This window comes from Streptomyces sp. NPDC029466, from assembly GCF_055574515.1.
Genome location: NZ_JBVHZH010000025.1, coordinates 103,265 through 118,219, shown reverse-complemented (window position 1 = coordinate 118,219; position 14,955 = coordinate 103,265). Strand labels below are relative to the sequence as shown.

At 72.8% G+C, this 14,955-nt stretch carries 15 protein-coding genes; 3 read left to right on the top strand and 12 right to left on the bottom strand.

Annotated features, from left to right (window positions below; all coding sequences use genetic code 11):
* Positions 1-221 precede the first annotated feature (221 nt).
* The 6 genes from ACZ4XD_RS20365 to ACZ4XD_RS20340 all read right to left on the bottom strand — a co-directional run bounded on the left by ACZ4XD_RS20365 (position 222) and on the right by ACZ4XD_RS20340 (position 5,901).
* A complete protein-coding gene (locus ACZ4XD_RS20365; RefSeq protein ID WP_190142399.1) occupies positions 222-827 on the bottom strand; it encodes a GAF domain-containing protein in 606 nt (201 codons plus the stop codon).
* Positions 824-1,444, bottom strand: coding sequence for a GTP-binding protein (locus tag ACZ4XD_RS20360; RefSeq protein ID WP_468043911.1), 621 nt, complete (start codon positions 1,442-1,444; stop codon positions 824-826). Before ACZ4XD_RS20360 ends, ACZ4XD_RS20365 begins: the two co-directional genes overlap by 4 nt.
* A complete protein-coding gene (locus tag ACZ4XD_RS20355) occupies positions 1,422-1,820 on the bottom strand; it encodes a DUF742 domain-containing protein (RefSeq protein ID WP_468043909.1) in 399 nt (132 codons plus the stop codon). The genes ACZ4XD_RS20360 and ACZ4XD_RS20355 overlap by 23 nt, the downstream gene beginning before the upstream one ends.
* Before the next feature lie 2 nt (positions 1,821-1,822).
* Positions 1,823-2,272 (bottom strand): roadblock/LC7 domain-containing protein, encoded by a 450-nt coding sequence (locus tag ACZ4XD_RS20350; RefSeq protein WP_018088399.1) that lies wholly within the window; start codon positions 2,270-2,272, stop codon positions 1,823-1,825.
* Positions 2,262-4,340, bottom strand: coding sequence for a sensor histidine kinase (locus ACZ4XD_RS20345; RefSeq protein WP_468043906.1), 2,079 nt, complete (start codon positions 4,338-4,340; stop codon positions 2,262-2,264). The genes ACZ4XD_RS20350 and ACZ4XD_RS20345 overlap by 11 nt, the downstream gene beginning before the upstream one ends.
* A gap of 370 nt (positions 4,341-4,710) precedes the next feature.
* The gene (locus ACZ4XD_RS20340) at positions 4,711-5,901 is read right to left on the bottom strand and encodes an FAD-dependent oxidoreductase (RefSeq protein WP_468043904.1); all 1,191 of its coding nucleotides are present in this window, start codon (positions 5,899-5,901) and stop codon (positions 4,711-4,713) included.
* Positions 5,902-6,161: 260 nt separating this feature from the next.
* Here ACZ4XD_RS20340 and ACZ4XD_RS20335 point away from each other — a divergent pair, with 260 nt between their 5' ends.
* Positions 6,162-6,782, top strand: a complete 621-nt coding sequence (locus tag ACZ4XD_RS20335; protein ID WP_468043902.1) for a TetR/AcrR family transcriptional regulator — start codon at positions 6,162-6,164, stop codon at positions 6,780-6,782.
* A gap of 3 nt (positions 6,783-6,785) precedes the next feature.
* Here ACZ4XD_RS20335 and ACZ4XD_RS20330 read toward each other — a convergent pair whose 3' ends face one another.
* The 3 genes from ACZ4XD_RS20330 to ACZ4XD_RS20320 form a co-directional block, all read right to left on the bottom strand.
* Positions 6,786-7,664, bottom strand: a complete 879-nt coding sequence (locus ACZ4XD_RS20330) for an alpha/beta fold hydrolase (protein WP_468043900.1) — start codon at positions 7,662-7,664, stop codon at positions 6,786-6,788.
* A gap of 133 nt (positions 7,665-7,797) precedes the next feature.
* Positions 7,798-8,973 carry an MBL fold metallo-hydrolase gene (locus ACZ4XD_RS20325; RefSeq protein WP_468043898.1) on the bottom strand — a complete coding sequence of 392 codons (1,176 nt, stop codon included), beginning with the start codon at positions 8,971-8,973 and terminating at the stop codon, positions 7,798-7,800.
* Between the two features lie 427 nt (positions 8,974-9,400).
* Entirely contained in the window at positions 9,401-10,807 is a 1,407-nt protein-coding gene (locus ACZ4XD_RS20320) for an NAD(P)/FAD-dependent oxidoreductase (protein WP_468043896.1), read from the bottom strand.
* 414 nt (positions 10,808-11,221) lie between these two features.
* On the opposite strand from ACZ4XD_RS20320, the gene ACZ4XD_RS20315 reads away from it, so the two are divergent.
* Positions 11,222-12,238, top strand: a complete 1,017-nt coding sequence (locus ACZ4XD_RS20315) for a carbohydrate kinase family protein (RefSeq protein WP_468043893.1) — start codon at positions 11,222-11,224, stop codon at positions 12,236-12,238.
* 41 nt (positions 12,239-12,279) lie between these two features.
* Here the strand turns inward: ACZ4XD_RS20315 and ACZ4XD_RS20310 are convergent, their stop codons facing one another.
* Genes ACZ4XD_RS20310 through ACZ4XD_RS20300 form a run of 3 tightly spaced genes read right to left on the bottom strand, consistent with a single transcriptional unit; the run spans position 12,280 to position 14,333 of the window.
* A complete protein-coding gene (locus ACZ4XD_RS20310; protein WP_468043891.1) occupies positions 12,280-13,188 on the bottom strand; it encodes an SAM-dependent methyltransferase in 909 nt (302 codons plus the stop codon).
* Positions 13,185-13,463 (bottom strand): DUF397 domain-containing protein, encoded by a 279-nt coding sequence (locus ACZ4XD_RS20305; protein ID WP_086718198.1) that lies wholly within the window; start codon positions 13,461-13,463, stop codon positions 13,185-13,187. The genes ACZ4XD_RS20310 and ACZ4XD_RS20305 overlap by 4 nt, the downstream gene beginning before the upstream one ends.
* 3 nt (positions 13,464-13,466) lie before the next feature.
* The gene (locus ACZ4XD_RS20300; RefSeq protein WP_468043889.1) at positions 13,467-14,333 is read right to left on the bottom strand and encodes a helix-turn-helix domain-containing protein; all 867 of its coding nucleotides are present in this window, start codon (positions 14,331-14,333) and stop codon (positions 13,467-13,469) included.
* A gap of 110 nt (positions 14,334-14,443) precedes the next feature.
* Between ACZ4XD_RS20300 and ACZ4XD_RS20295 the strand changes: the two genes are divergently transcribed.
* Entirely contained in the window at positions 14,444-14,932 is a 489-nt protein-coding gene (locus tag ACZ4XD_RS20295; protein ID WP_468043929.1) for an ATP-binding protein, read from the top strand.
* Positions 14,933-14,955: the final 23 nt, after the last annotated feature.

Here is a 14,955-nt window from a genome sequence, read left to right as displayed (position 1 = left end):
ACAGGCCTCCTGTAGTTTCTGTTGGTGGTCGGGGTCGCCCCCCCCCCCCCCCCCCGCACCCCCCCCCCCCCCCCCCCCCCCCCCCCCCCCACACCCACCCCCCCCCCCCCCCCCCCCCCCCCCCCCCCCCCCCCCCCCCCGATGCCGCGGCCCCGGGCCGGCGGTCCGGCGCAAGGGCCGTCCGCCGGGCACCGGGGCCGCGGCTGTGCGTCGGGACCGCCTCAGGGCGCGTCGCTCTGCTGCTTCTCCATCCGGTGGATCTGCTCGACGAGTTCGGCGGCCATCGACTTGATGGTCTCCAGCCCCTCCCGCCCCCAGGGCCGCGGTTCGAGGTCCACGACACAGACGGTGCCCAGCGCCGTCCCCGTACGGTCGATCAGCGGCGCACCGAGGTAGGAGCGGATGCCGATCTCATCGACGACGGGGTTGCCGGCGAACCGCGGATAGTCGCAGACGTCCTCCAGCACCAGGGCCTTGCGGCGGACGATGACATGCGGGCAGTAGCCGTGGTCCCGGTCCATCACCCGGCCCGGCTGGGCACTGGCGGGCGCCGGGCCCAGCTCGACGGCCTGGTCCTGGGAGGGCGTGTAGAGACCGGCGAAGTACTGCCGCCGCTCATCGATGAAGTTGACCATCGAATAGGGCGCCCGGGTGGTCCGGGCGAGCTTGCGCGCGAACTCGTCGAAGGCGGGCAGCGGGGACTCGCCGATTCCCAGGGCGCGCAGCCGGGCGACGCGCGCCGGGGCCTCGTCGTCCTGCGGGGTGAGCAGCAGATGGCGCGTCGGGTCGTAGGAGATGTACGGGACGCGGGAGGCGGGGTGGTTCATGGCAGCTCCGGGGTCGCGGCGAGGGCGGGGGTGAGCAGATGCTGGACGAGCGAGACCAGGACTTGGGTGGCCGAGCCGCCCCGGCGGGCGTCGCAGAGCACGACGGGGATGTCCGGGGAGACATCCATGGCGCTGCGGACCTCGTCCGGGTCGTAGCGGTAGGAGCCCTCGAACTCGTTGACGGCGACGATGAACTGGATGCCGCGCCGCTCGAAGAAGTCGACGGCGGCGAAGCACTGGTCCAGGCGCCGGGTGTCGGCGAGGATGACCGCGCCGAGTGCGCCGTTGGACAGCTCGTCCCACATGAACCAGAAGCGCTGCTGCCCCGGCGTCCCGAAGAGGTAGAGGATGTGCTCGGGACCGAGGGTGATCCGGCCGAAGTCCATGGCGACGGTGGTGGTGTTCTTCTCCTCGACACCGGCCAGATCGTCCGTCCCCACGCTGATCTGGGTGAGGAGTTCCTCCGTGCTGAGCGGCTCGATCTCGCTCACCGCCCCGACGAAGGTCGTCTTGCCGACCCCGAAGCCGCCCGCGACCAGGATCTTGAGCGCGGTGGGGAAGCGGTCGGTCGCATGGTCCCCCTGGTTGCGGGGGTCACAGTCGTTTGCGAAGTCCATTCAGCACCGCCTCCAGCAGGGCACGGTCGGTACGGGACGCGGGCCCTGCCGAAACGGCTGCGGGGGCCCGCGCGGTGATCGCCCCGCAGTCGACGAGGTCGGCGAGGAGCACTTTGGTGACCACGGCGGGCAGCCGTATGTGGGCGGCGATCTCGGCGACCGAGACCGGCCCTCCGCACAGCCCCAGCACCTGGGCGTAGTCGGGGCCCTGGCAGGCGACGGGCCGCCGGCCGGTGGCCATCACCATGGTCAGCAGGTCGAAGTGCGCCGTCGGACGGGTCCGGCCGTTGCTGATGGTGTACGGACGGACCAGCCGGCCGGCCGCGTCGTCGTACCACGGCTCGCCGCCCTGCCGTCGTAGGCGACGCACGGTCATGGTCAACGACCGCCCGCGGGTGCCTGCTGGCGTGCGGGGGTGGACAGATACGGCCGGACGCTCTTGACCAGCATCGACATCTCGTAGCCCAGCACCGCCACATCGGCCTCCCGGCCGGCGAGCACGGCCAGACAGGCGCCCGAGCCGGCGGTGGAGACGAACAGGAAGGTGGACTCCAGCTCGACGACGACCTGGAGGACGTCGTCGCCCTCCCCGAAGCGCACACCGGCGCTGCGGGCGAGGGAGTAGAGGCCGGAGGACAGGGCGGCCATGTGGTCGGCGCTGTCCGGGTCGAACCCATGGGCGGCCTTGACCAGACCGTCCGACGACAACAGGAGCGCGCTCCGGGCGTGCGGCACCCGCTGTACGAGCCCGGTCAGCAGCCAGGACAGGTCGGTGTGCTGGCCGCCCTGCGGCTGCAAATGCGCCTGCGCACGCACATCACTCACCATGGTTACGGTCGTCTCCTCGGGGGCTGGCCATCGGGGCGTCGTGGTCACGGTCGTAGAGCAGGTCGTTGCCGGCCGGGCTGCTGGGGTCGCCGCCCTGGGCCGGGATGGTGGCGGTGCCGCTTGCGGTGTCCTCGGCGTAGCTGTCGTCGCCGAGGCTGAAACCGCGTCGGAAAGCGGCCATCAGACCGGGGTCGTGCTCGGGTTCCGGGCCCGTACGGGGTGTCGTGGACGGCAGGATCGGGTCGCCGCGCAGCTCCGGAACGAGATGCGTCTGCTTGCGCCGCCGGGGCAGCCGCGGGCGGGCGGCGTTGTCCACGGCGGGCGCGGGCGGCAGCACGACCGGGCCGGGCCGGTCGGCGGGCGCGGGGTCGGGGCCGGGGGTCTCGTGGGTGTGCGCATCGGGCAGGTGCGCGTCAGGCAGGTGGACGTCAGGAGTGTGGGCGCCGGACGCGCGGACCAGCCGGCGCCGGGTGGCACCGAAGTCGGGATCGCGGTCCACGGGTGCCGGGGCCGGGTCCGGGTGGCCGTCGTAGCCGCGCGGTGACACGTCGAGCGCACGGTCGGGAGCGGGCCCGGGGGCGGGAATGGCGAGCGGGTGCGGGACCGCGGGACCGGGGTCATGGCGGTCGTGCCGCTCCTGCCCGGCGTCGGCGGGGCCGGCGTGGTCCCCGGGGTATCCGCCCTCGTACGTCCCCTCGTCGAGTACGTCGTGCGCGGGTGCCGGGCCGGTGTCCGGCGAGCCGGTGGGGGCCGGTGCGCCCGCCGCGTTCGCGTTGCCCTCGGCCGACTCCGCGCCGAGCAGCCCCTGGGGCACGATCAGCACGGCCTGCACACCGCCGTAGATATTGCTCTGGAGGCGGACCACGATGCCGTGCCGCCGGGCGAGCGAGGAGACCACGAAGAGCCCGATCCGGCCGTCGCTCAACAGCTCGGCGACATCGATGTGTTCGGGGTCGGCCAGCAGGCCGTTCATCCGCGACTGCTCGTCCGCGGACATCCCCAGCCCGCGGTCCTCGACCTCGACCGCGAGTCCGGCGGTGACGAGTTGGGCGCGCAGCAGGACCGGGGTCTGCGGGGCGGAGTAGATCGTGGCGTTCTCGACGAGTTCGGCGAGCAGGTGGATCACGTCGGCGACGGCATGGCCGCGCAGGGTGCCCTCGATCGGCGGCACCAGCTTGATCCTCGGGTACTGCTCGACCTCGGCGATCGACGAGCGCAGCACCTCGGTCAGGGAGACGGGGCGGCTCCACTGGCGGCGCGAGATGGCGCCGCCGAGGACGGCGAGGTTCTCGGCGTGCCGGCGGATGCGGGTGGCCAGGTGGTCGACGTGGAACAGGCCCTTGAGCAGGTCGGGGTCCTCGACCTGGTTCTCCAGCTCGTCCAGCAGCTCGATCTCGCGGTGCACCAGGGATTGCAGCCGCCGGGCGAGGTTCACGAAGACCTCGACCTTCTGTTCGCTGCCGCTGGCGTTGCTGCGGGCGATGGCGACCGCGTCGATGACGGCGGACTCGGCGGCCCGGCCCGCGGCGGCCACTTCATGGGCGAGCAGGTCGAGGGTGTCGCCGGTGGGCACCGGTCCCTGGTCGGGTTCGCGGCGCTGGATCCATTCGCCCTGCCGTACGCGGTCCAGGAGGTCGTACAGGTCGGACTGGCTGCGGGCGCAGACCTGGCGCAGCCGGGCGTAGCGGGCGACGGTGGCCCGGGCCTCGGAGTGAGCGGCGGCGCCCGCGGTGAGCACGATGACGCAGACCAGGGCGAGCCCGCCGCACAGCACCACCCACTCGCGGCCGGTGATCCGGGCGCCCCCGGCCTGGACGACATAGGCGGCGACGGCCGTGCAGAGGACGGCGACCAGAAGGCAGGGAACGGCGGCGAGCCTGACCAGACGGGACCGTATCGCCGAGTCGGCGGCCGACTCGGGGAACGCGGCACGGCCGTGTCGTCCACCCTCACGCTCCCGCCGCCGGGCGGCGGCGGGTACGGGGGCGGCCCCCGGGGAACCCTGGGACCCTGGGGATCTCTGAGCCTCCTGGGACAGCTGAGTCCCCTGGGGGAATGCGGTAGGCATCGGCGCCCTCCGGATCGGCCGTGGCAGTTCGCGGAGCACGCACGCTAGTTGTTGGCGGGGTGGGGTCCGGAGCCACTTCGGGGTTTCGCTACCCCACGCCACCTCCCTGAGTGGCCGCCACCCGCACGCCAGTACGGGTACCCCCGAACTTCCGTTCCCTCATGATGAGTTGAGGCCGCCGAGGGCGCCCCTTTCGATGACTTGCGAACGGCGCTCGGGGACGCGATGCGCGCCGGGGACATCGGTAAGAGCACGGGACTGGGCACCATCCCTCCAGGCGTCGGCGGGCTTCTCGCCCTGTGCCGGATCGGCGCCGGGGCCCGCGCGCCCGCCCGGCGTCTCAGGACCATGGCGGCTGACCCACACCCGCTCACCGGCTGCGATACGCGGCGGCTCCCTGCCGGTACTGCTCCTTGGCCCCGGCGAAGTCGGGGACATCGGAGCGGTCGCGGTCCCCCGGGCCGAAGACGCGCGCCAGGGCCTCGGCGCCGTCACCGACCGCGGCGGCGCGCGCCATCATGGTCCGTTCGTAGGCGGTGACGGCCTCGTCGGGGGTGTCATGGCGGGCGAGGGCCAGCGCGAGTTCGCACCCGTCGAGCATGGCGAAGTTGGCGCCGTAGCCACCCAGGGGAGCCATCAGGTGGGCGGCGTCCCCGAGCAGGGTGACGCCCGGGGTGTGGGGCCAGGCGTGCGGGGCCGGGAGGACGAACAGCGGCCGGTTGACGTACGGGCCGTCGTTGTCGGTGATCAGGACGAGAAGCCGCTCGTCCCATCCGGCGAAGGCCCGGAGCAGCACGGCGCGTACGGCGTCGGTGTCGGCCAGGTCGATACCGGCGGCGCGGTACCAGTCCGCGTCGTCACGGAGGGCGATGTACGCGCGGACGTGCTGGTTGCTGTTGCGCTGGCCGATCAGACCCTTGTGGTCGCCGGTGGCGAAGATGCTCCCGTGGCCGACGAGTTCGGCGACGGCGGGGTGCGCGGTGTCGACCTCGTCGTAGCGGGCCTCCAGGAAGGTCACGCCGGTGTAGACGGGCGTGGCATCGCTGACCAGCGGCCGCACCCGGGACCAGGCGCCGTCCGCGCCGATGACGAGGTCGACATCCCTGGTGACGCCGTGGTCGAAGGTGAGGCGGTGGGTGCCGGCCGGGCCCGGGGTGGCGGAGAGGAGGGTGTGGCCCCACTGGAGGGTGCCGGGTGCGAGGGAGTCCGCCAGCAGGGTGCGGAGTTGTCCGCGGTCGATCTCGGGGGCGGCGTCCTCGTCGCTGGTGGGGCGGTAGTCGACGAGCACCTCGCCATGGCGGGTGAGCATGCGCTGGGCCTGCCCCTCGGGACGGGCCAGGGCGTGGAAGTCGGCGAGCAGTCCGGCTTCCCGCAGGGCGATCTGCCCGGAGTCCGCGTGCAGGTCCAGGGTGCCGCCCTGGTTGCGGGCGTCCGCGGAGGTGTCCCGGTCGTAGACGGTGACGTCGATGCCGTGGCGCTGGAGGACGCGGGCGCAGGTCAGACCGCCGGGGCCGGCGCCGATGACGGCGATCCGCGGGGCGGGAGCGTGGGTGGTGGACATGGGTGATTCCTCCGCTGGGTGCGGTCGGGTGGGATGAGCGGGTGCACGCCGGACCGTCGGACCGTCGGACCGTCAGACCCGTCGGACCGGTCGAGGGCGTCAACGGGCCGGTGGCAGCGCTCGGTTCACCGGTGCGGTGGCTCCGGAGCCCGGTCGGGGCCCGGCCTGCGCTCCCGGCTCACCCAGAAGAGCACACCGATTCAAAAAGTGCAACGAGTCAACTTTTTCAATCGGGCAACCAGAGAGGGTAGGGTGAAGCCGTGAGTGAGACGACACAGCCCCTCGGCCGCCGCGAGCGCAAGAAGGCCGCCACCCGCCAGGCGCTGGCCGACGCGGCGCTTCGGCTGTTCCTCGAACGCGGCTATGACCAGGTCAGCATCAAGGACATCGCCGAAGCCGCCGATGTCTCCACCACGACGCTCTTCAAGCACTTCCCCGGTAAGGAAGCCCTGGTCTTCGACGCGGACAGTGACCATGAGGCCGCCCTCGTCGCGGCCGTCCGCGACCGCCCCGACGGCCGGTCCGTTCCCGCCGCTTTGCGTGACCACATCGTGCGCTGCCATCTCGGGACCGCCACCGACCCCGCGTTCGCCCGGTTCCGACAGCTCGTCATGAGCACACCGGCACTCCGCGACTACGGCCACCGCATGTGGATGCGGCATGAAACCGCCCTCGCACAGGCCATCGCCACCGACACCGGCGCCCCCGAGGACGACCCGGCCTGCGCCGCACTCGCGCACTTCGCCCTCGAAGCGCTCGCCCTCGCCCGCGGCCGGGACGACCCCCGCGCGGCCATCGACGCCGCCTTCGACCTGCTGGAACGCGGCTGGCAGCCACCTGCCCGGCGCACCGCCCGCACCTCGGAGCAGGGCACCGAATGAGCGTCAGACGGCGCGCCCGGCAGGCTCCTGGCCAATGGGCTCCTGGTCGAGGAACGTGGCGACGGTCCGGGTGAAGCGACGGGGGTCGTCGAGCCAGGGGTAGTGGCCGGCGCCCGGCTGGACGACCAGTTCGGCCCGGGGGATCAGCTGCGCGATGTCCGCCGCGATACGGGGCAGCGGGCCGCTGTCCACTTCACCGGCCAGCAGCAGGACCCGTGCGTCCATGCCCGCAAGGGCGGCGCGGGTCTGGTCGGGGGCGAAGGCGCCAGCGGACGCGTAGCTCTCCGCGGCCTCTTCGTGGGTCTGTGCCACGTCGGACGCGGCATGCGCCTGCGCGGCCGCGTCCCAACGGCCGTAGAAGAAGGGGGCGATGGCGTCCCAGTCGGCGTCGGCCAGGGAGCCGGCCCAGACCCGTTCATAGGCGTCGTACGCGGCACCGAACCAGGGCTCGGCGGTGCGTAGGGCCGCCGCCTCCCGGCGGTGTGCCTCGGTGAAGTCGACGCCGAGGGCGCGGGCGCGCGCGGTGATGAGGGTGAGGGTACGGATGCGCTGCGGGTGGCGGGCCGCGTAGAGAAGCGCGAGATCGCCGGCCGCCGAGTGCGCGAGGAGGTCGACCCGGGCCGGCCCGAGGTGCACACGGAGGGCCTCGACATCGGCGACCTGCCGGTCGCAGCGGTAGGTGGCCGGGTCGGCGGGGACGCCGGAGTCGCCGGTGCCGCGCAGATCGAGCTTGATCAGCCGGCGCCGCTCGGACAGTCCGCCGAGGTCGCCGAGGTAGTCGGACGCCCGCATGGGCCCACCGGGCAGACAGAGCAGCGGCTCGCCCTCGCCCACGACGTGATAGGCGAGGGGGGTCCCGTCCGGAGCGGCGAAGGCAGGCATGGCATCATCTTCATCGCCGTGTGCCGGGCGCGGCAAGGGGATTGTCGCCGGGGCGGGGCACGGCGAGCCCATTGCGCAGCGAACGAGTTGCCTCCGGGCCGGGCCCGGCAAGCGCATTGCCTCCGGGCCGGGCTCAACGGTCCGCGGCGAGGCCCACGTCGGTGGGGGACACCGCCGACGGCCAGGCCGGCCAGCCATGGACGGGCGGCACCGCGATCGCCCGCCACCACGGATAGACGGCCGCCGGGGCGTCCGGCTCGAAGGGCTCGCCGGGTCTGGGGTGGGCCGTGCCGACGCCGGACTTCCAGCCGGCGGCCAGGGTCCGTTCGGCAGGCTCCGCCCAGGGGTGCGGGGCGAGGTTGAACGTGCCCCAATGGATCGGCAGCAGCACCCCGCGCGGCTCGCCGCCCTGGAGGTCGAGGTGGGACCGGACGCCCTCTTCAGGCGTCATATGAATGTCCGGCCAGAAATCACTGTAGGCGCCGATCTGGATCATCGTGGCGTCGAACGGGCCGTGCGCCGCGCCGATCTCCGCGAAACCGGAGAAGTAGCCGGTGTCGCCGCTGTGGTAGATCCGGTGCTCGGGGCCCGCGACCACCCAGGAGGCCCACAGCGTGTGCTGCGGGCCGCGCAGCCCGCGGCCGCAGAAGTGCTGGGCGGGGGTGGCCGTGAGGGTCAGGCCGCCGACGCGGGTGGACTCGTGCCAGTCGAGCTCGGTGATCCGCTCCGCGGGCACCCCCCAGAATTCCAGGTCGGCGCCGACGCCGAGCGGTACGACGAAGGCGGCGCCGGTGCCGGCCAGACCCTGGACCGTCGCCATGTCGAGATGGTCGTAGTGGTCGTGCGAGATCACCACGGCATCGACCGGGTCCAGCTCGTCCAAGGCGAGAGGCACCGGGTGCAGCCGCTGGGGGCCGGCCCAGGTGAACGGCGAACAGCGCTCTCCCCAGACCGGGTCGAAGAGCACCCGCTGCCCGTCTATCTCGGCCAGCACGCTCGAATGGCCCATCCAGGTGAGCCGCAGCCCGGAAGCGGGCGGTTGGCCCCAGTCCGCGGCGGTCGGACGGTACACCGGAATCCGGCCGACCGGCGCCCGGCGCAGCCGGCCCTCCCGGCTCAGCTGGGTGCGCGCCATCGGCAGCGCGGAGCCGTGCAGCAGCTGCCTGGTCGGCACGGGATTGCGGAACTGGCCGTCCACGAACTGGGGCGACCTGCGCATCCTGGCCAGCCGCTCCCCGGTGGGTGCGATTCCGAAGCTCGCGGGCCGCAGCGCGGAAAGTCGAGTGCGGCGGGGTCGGGAACCGGTCACGGCACCTCCATGGTCAGGGCGGTCGCGAAGTGAACGGGCCGCATGAGCGGTGGGTTCCGGCACACCGCGCCACTCGGCACCGCCGTACGGTTTCCGCACCACGACACCCGGACTCAACACCATCACCCGCAGAGAGAAACCGCGCGACCGGCCGCCGCATTCCTGGCGGACGGTGTGACCTCTCCCGGCCTGCCGGGGAGGTCTTTCGGCGCGGCCACCGGGAAGCGCCCATTGCGGTGACGGGGGGCGGGGCGGGGGCCGGGGGCACGGGCGCGGGACGGAAGCCGGGCCACGGGGGCGGCGGATGGGCGGGAGCGCCCGCGGCCGCCGCCCCACTCCCCCTCCACACACACCCGAACCCGCCCCGCACCCTCCTACGGTCCCCCAGGCGGCCGCACCCCGCTCCCCCCCGGGGCCCGGCGGCGGATCAGACCGCCTCGATGACCGCGGGCGGGCCGGGCAGCCCGGGGCGGCGGGGCAGGAAGACGGTGCGCAGGAAGATCCGCGGGGCGACCAGACGCGTCGGCGGCGCGGTGAGGTTGAAGACGTCCCGGAAGGCCGCGCCGACGACCGGGTCGATGGCGGCGCGGGCGAAGAGCCGGTCGAGGTACCAGGTGGAGAGCCGCTCCCCGAGGCCCGCCTTGGTGTCGCCGGTGCTCACGTACGGGCGGTCCGCGCCGACCGCGGCGAGCCAGGCGGGCTCCGCGGCGCGGGCCACCGCCCGCTGCGCCTCGGCGGTGATCCCGGAGCGCAGCCCGCCGCCGTCCGCGAGCGTGCGGCGCACGGCCAGCGCACCGAGGGCGGCGACCGACATGCCCTGCCCGTACACGGGGTTGAAGGTGCACGCGGCGTCCCCGAGGACGAGCAGGCCGTCGGGGAGGGCGCCGGGCCGCTCGAAGTGCCGGCGGCGGTTGCGGGTGTCGCGGAAGCCGTGCACCGGAGACAGCGGCTCGGCCCGGTCGAGCAGTTCATGGATGTACGGGTCACCGATGGTGGCGCTGAAGGCGGTGAACTCCGCGGCGTCCGTGGGCGGATGGTGCCCGCGCACACCGGACATCGTCAGCAGCCACTTGCCGTCCTCCACCGGGACGTACACCGCGCCGCGCGGGCACTCGGGCCAGCCCGGGACGTTGATGCCCGCGTCCGGCGCCGTGGCCGGGTCCTTGGGGCGGTACATCCGGGAGGCGTAGGCGATCCCCGCGTCCACGGTCTCCTCGTGCGGCACGGTCCGGCCCAGCGCGGCGAGCCACTGCGGGGTGCGGGAGCCGCGGCCCGAGGCGTCCACGACGAGCACGGCCGGCAGCGCCCGCCCGGACCGCGCGCCCGTCGCCCCGTCCCGGGGCCGCACCCGGACCCCGGTCACCCGGCTCGCGTCCCCGGTCAGCCCGGTGACCTCGGTCGCTTCCAGGACCTCGACCCGGGTGGCCGAGCCGGCGGCCGCGCCCAGCACCCGCTCCCGTACGACCGCGTCCAGCACCGGCCGGGTGACGCTGAGGGTGAGATGCCGGCGCTCGTCGAAGCGGCGCTGCCAGCCGGTGGGGGTGCGGGTGAGGAGATCGCGGGACAGATACAGGCCGCGGGCGCCCGCCTCGCCGAGCGCGGCGACGGTGCCGGGCAGCAGCTCCTCCAGGGCGTGCCGGCCGCCGCTGAGGAGCACGTGCAGATGGCGGGCCTGCGGGACGCCCTTGCGGAAGCCGCGGCCCTCCGGATAGCGGTCCCGCTCGATGACGGTGACCGTCTCGACCTGGCCGAGCAGTGCGGTGACGGCCAGCATCCCCGCGAGCCCGCCGCCGATCACGATCGCGGTGCGCCCGCCATTGGAGTGCTCTGTCACCGTTGCCTCGCTCCCCCGACGGCGTGGTCCGGCCGCCGTACGGCCCGCTCGTTCCTGTCCCCGGCCCCCTGTGCCTGACCGGCATGGCACACCGTCCGCGGAAACTGATCACCGTCGGGCCCACACTTCAGTGCGCTCGGCGGCGGTGTCAACGGCCCTTTCCGCCAACCGATTCGCGGTGTCGGCATGGAGCCCGGCCACTCTCGCGGTCCTCCGCCGTCGCCCGTTCACCTTTGGCCACTGATCACCGGCCCGGCTACTTGTGCGTCCCTTCCTCCCTCGTGTCACCGGATTCCCTGACATCCCGTCATGGGACGAGCCTGCGTCTAGACTCCCGGCAGCGGATGCACCTCGTCCGCAAACGGTCTCACCAGCAAGGGATTCGTCTCACCAGCAAGGGATTCAGGGACGCTTGTGACATTCCAGCAGGTTTCTGAGCCGTATGACGCCTATGACGTCCTCGTCGTCGGCGGGTCGGGCGTGGACACCGTTGTGTCGGTCGGCGCGCTGCCGGTGCCGCTCGCCGATTCGTACGCGGTCCCGCCGCTGTACGAAGGGGCGGGGCACACGGGTACCGGCGTCGCGCTCGGCTGCGCGGCGCTCGGGCTCACCACCGGGTTCGTGGACTTCATCGGCGACGACCATGCGGGCACTCTGGTCCGCGAGCGGATGGCCGGCAGCGGCGTCGACTTCCGGCCGCTGATCTCTCCGCACGGCACCCGGCGGGCGGTCAACCTCGTCGCTCCCGACGGCCGCCGGATGTCGTTCTACGACGCCCGTGACCCGGCCGAGCTGCGGATGCCGCCGGAGCACTATCTGCCCCCGCTGCGCCGCGCCCGCCACGTCCATCTGTCGATCATGAACTTCGCCCGTTTCCTGTACGACGACATCGAGGAGCTGGGCCTCCCCGTCTCCACGGATCTCCAGGACTGGGACGGGCTGACGGACCACCAACGGGAGTTCGCCCTCCGCTCCGACCTGGTGTTCCTCAGTACGGCGGGGGCGGGTGAACGGATCGCGGCCGTGATGCGGGAGATCCTGCACGAGGGACGCGCCGAGGCGGTGATCGCCACGGCCGGTGCGGGCGGCGCCTATCTCCTCAGCGCCGACGACCGCACCCCACGCCCGGTGCCGGCCGCGGTCCCGCCCGGCCCCGTCGTGGACAGCAATGGCGCGGGCGACGCCTTCACCAGCGGCTTCCTCTACGGGCGGCTGGCGGGCCGGGGCCTGGAGGAGTGTGCCCGCCTGGGCGCCGTCGCGGGGGCGTACGCCTGTACCTCCCGGGGCACCCACACCGCCCTCGTCGGGCGGGAGGAGCTGCACGCGGCCCTCCGCGGCAAGGCGACGGCCCCGGCCACGGCGGCGCCGGGCGGTGACGGGCACCGGATCCCGGGCCCGCCGGATGCCCAGGCGTCGCCCACGCGGGCGTAGCCGGGGCGACGGAGCAGGGACCGGCCGGGCACCCCGGCCGGTCAGCTCGTGCGGCCCACTCCGCCGTAGAAAATGGTGTCGTTGAGCTCCTTCGCGCCGGGCACCGGGCCGTCCGGCCGCCACAGCGGCACCCGTACGACACCCGGCTCCAGCAGGGCGAACGGCCCGAAGAGCGACTCGACCCCGGCCTTCGACCGCAGATTGAGGGTGGCGGTGGCGCTCTTGTAGACGTTCACCACACCGTCGCGTGCCCGCTCGTCCGTGCGGCCCGCCGCGTAGTCCTCATAGGGCTCACCGGTCGCATGGGTCAGGACGAGATGGCTGCCCGCGGGGAGCGCCTCGGCGAGGGTGGCGATGAGCGCGGCGGGGTCCTCGTCGTCCCGGATGAAGTGGAGTACGGCCACCAGCAGCAGCGCCACCGGCCGGTCGAAGTCGATCAGCTCCCGGACGGTGGGGTGGTCCAGCAGCGCCTTGGGGTCGCGGACATCGCCGAGGACGAAGCCGGTGCCGTGGGCGTTGGTCAGCCGGGCCCCGGCGTGGGTGGCGACGATCGGGTCGTCGTCGACGTACACCACGCGGGTGTCGGGGGCGGTCTCGCGGGCCACCTCATGGGTGTTGGGCGAGGTGGGGATGCCGGTGCCGATGTCGATGATCTGGCGGATGCCGCCGGCGACCAGCTCGCGCACCGCCCGCCGCAGGAACGCGCGGTTGGCGCGGGCGCTGAGCCGTACCTGGGGGTGGACCTCGATGACCCGCTCCGCGGCCACCCGGTCGACCTCGTAGTTGTCCCAGCCGCCGAGGTAGTAGTCGTACATCCGGGCCGGGTGCGGCCGGCTGGTGTCGATCTCCGCGGCCGAGAAGCCCGAGTGCTCCGGCCCCTGGACGTACGGCCCCATCATCTCCGGGAACTCACCGTCCGGCGTCCCCTGCGACATGTCCTGCTCGCTCATGCCGTCCGCCGTTCGGTGCGCCGGCCCGGCGCCGCCGCGAGCAGGAAGTCGGCATGGCCGGCCTTCGCCCCCTCGATGAAGCTCACCATTTCGTGGTGGGTGTAGATCAGGGCCGGGCCGTCCGGGTCGGTCGACTGACGCAGCGCTATCCGGCCGTCCCCCAGCCGCATGGCCTCGACGCACTCGCCTCCGTTTCCGCCGCTCCACGGCTTGTGCCAGCCCTCTGTGCCCAGTTCTTTGGCGGGCATGCCGTTGTAGATGCGTATGCGATCCATGGTTCAGATCTCCTTGCGAAAGCCACCCAGAATGGCCTCGGTGGTGTGTGCCGGCGCGGCCTGTGCACACATCCGGTCCAGGGCCTCCAGGAACTGCGAGACGTCGTTGCGCTGGTCGAAGTACACGGCTCCGACGAGGCTTTCCGCGTATGCGATGTCCGGGAGTTCCGGGATCGGGAAGCGGAAGATGTGAAACGGGCCGTACATGGCGGGGTGCGGGCCCGCGGCGAAGGGCATGATCTGGAGCCGGACGTTCGGCAGCGCGGTGGCTTCCATGAGCCGGGTGACCTGGTCACGCATCACCTTCGGCCCACCGATCGGGCGCCGCAGCACGGTCTCGTCCATGACCACCCACAGCATCGGGGCGTGGTCACGGGTCAGCAGGGACTGGCGCTCCATGCGCAGCGCGACGATACGGTCGATGTCCTTGGCGGAGGCGTGCGGCATCCCGGCCTTCAGGACGGCGGCGGCATAGTCCTCGGTCTGCAACAGCCCGGGGATGTAGTGCGGTTGGTAGGCCCGGATGAGGTTGGCTTCGCTCTCCAGGCTGACGAACGCGCTGAACCACTCGGGCAGGACATCGCGGAACCGGTGCCACCAGCCGGGCTTGTTGGCCTCGCGGGCGAGGGAGACAAAGCCCTCGATCTCCTCGTCGTCGGTGACGCCGTAGGTCGCCAGCAGCTTCTCGACGTACGGGAGCTTGAGTCCGACCTCGGCCTTTTCCATCCGCCGTATCGTGGCGTGGGTCACATCGAGGGCCGCGGCGGCCTGCTCGAAGGAGAGGCCCGCTTTCTCACGCAGGTCCTGTAGCCGCTTGCCGAGCACCACCCGCAGGACGGTGGGCGCCCCTGCCGACCGTGGGTCCGCCACGTTCGATCGCCTCCAACTGACTTCAATGGTCAGCAGTGTGTCATGCCGTCAGCATCAACGAACAGACTGCACTTCCGATTCTGCAAATTACAGACTGATCCTTGCCATTGGTGACCGACATCGCACATAGTTACGGCGTGGCTTCCTCCAACAACGCTCCCTCGTTAGGGCGCTGTGGCGGCTTTGTCGCCCAGTACCCGCAGGACGCGTTCCACTTGCCGGCGCGACGCACGTCCGTTCCCGAGGCGCGCAGACGCGTCAGTGCGCTGCTGTGCGAGTGGGGCGCGGATCAACAAGTCCGCGACGACGTGGAGTTGGTGGTCTCCGAGCTGTTCACCAACGCGGTACGGCACACCGACAGTGAGAAGGTCGGCTGCGAGCTCGCGCTCTTCGGTGCGCACATACGCATAGAGATCACGGACCAGGGCGGCCCGCAGGACTCGGCGCCGCACATCCAGCCCGGCAGCGTGGACCAGGAGTGCGGACGAGGACTGTTCCTCGTCGGCGCGCTGTCCGAGAGCTGGGGGTCGCGGCCCACCGACAGCGGTCAGGGCCGGGTCGTCTGGGCCGACCTGCCGTACTCCTCCCTCGCCCACTGAGGCCCCGCACCGCATCCGCGGCA

Coding starts and splice junctions, on each gene's coding strand:
- ACZ4XD_RS20340 (WP_468043904.1), bottom strand. CDS start 5,901: ATGTCCACCACCCACGCTCCCGCCCCGCGGATCGCCGTCATCGGCGCC.
- ACZ4XD_RS20360 (WP_468043911.1), bottom strand. CDS start 1,444: ATGGACTTCGCAAACGACTGTGACCCCCGCAACCAGGGGGACCATGCG.
- ACZ4XD_RS20305 (WP_086718198.1), bottom strand. CDS start 13,463: ATGGATCGCATACGCATCTACAACGGCATGCCCGCCAAAGAACTGGGC.
- ACZ4XD_RS20310 (WP_468043891.1), bottom strand. CDS start 13,188: ATGAGCGAGCAGGACATGTCGCAGGGGACGCCGGACGGTGAGTTCCCG.
- ACZ4XD_RS20330 (WP_468043900.1), bottom strand. CDS start 7,664: ATGCCTGCCTTCGCCGCTCCGGACGGGACCCCCCTCGCCTATCACGTC.
- ACZ4XD_RS20365 (WP_190142399.1), bottom strand. CDS start 827: ATGAACCACCCCGCCTCCCGCGTCCCGTACATCTCCTACGACCCGACG.
- ACZ4XD_RS20350 (WP_018088399.1), bottom strand. CDS start 2,272: ATGGTGAGTGATGTGCGTGCGCAGGCGCATTTGCAGCCGCAGGGCGGC.
- ACZ4XD_RS20355 (WP_468043909.1), bottom strand. CDS start 1,820: ATGACCGTGCGTCGCCTACGACGGCAGGGCGGCGAGCCGTGGTACGAC.
- ACZ4XD_RS20345 (WP_468043906.1), bottom strand. CDS start 4,340: ATGCCTACCGCATTCCCCCAGGGGACTCAGCTGTCCCAGGAGGCTCAG.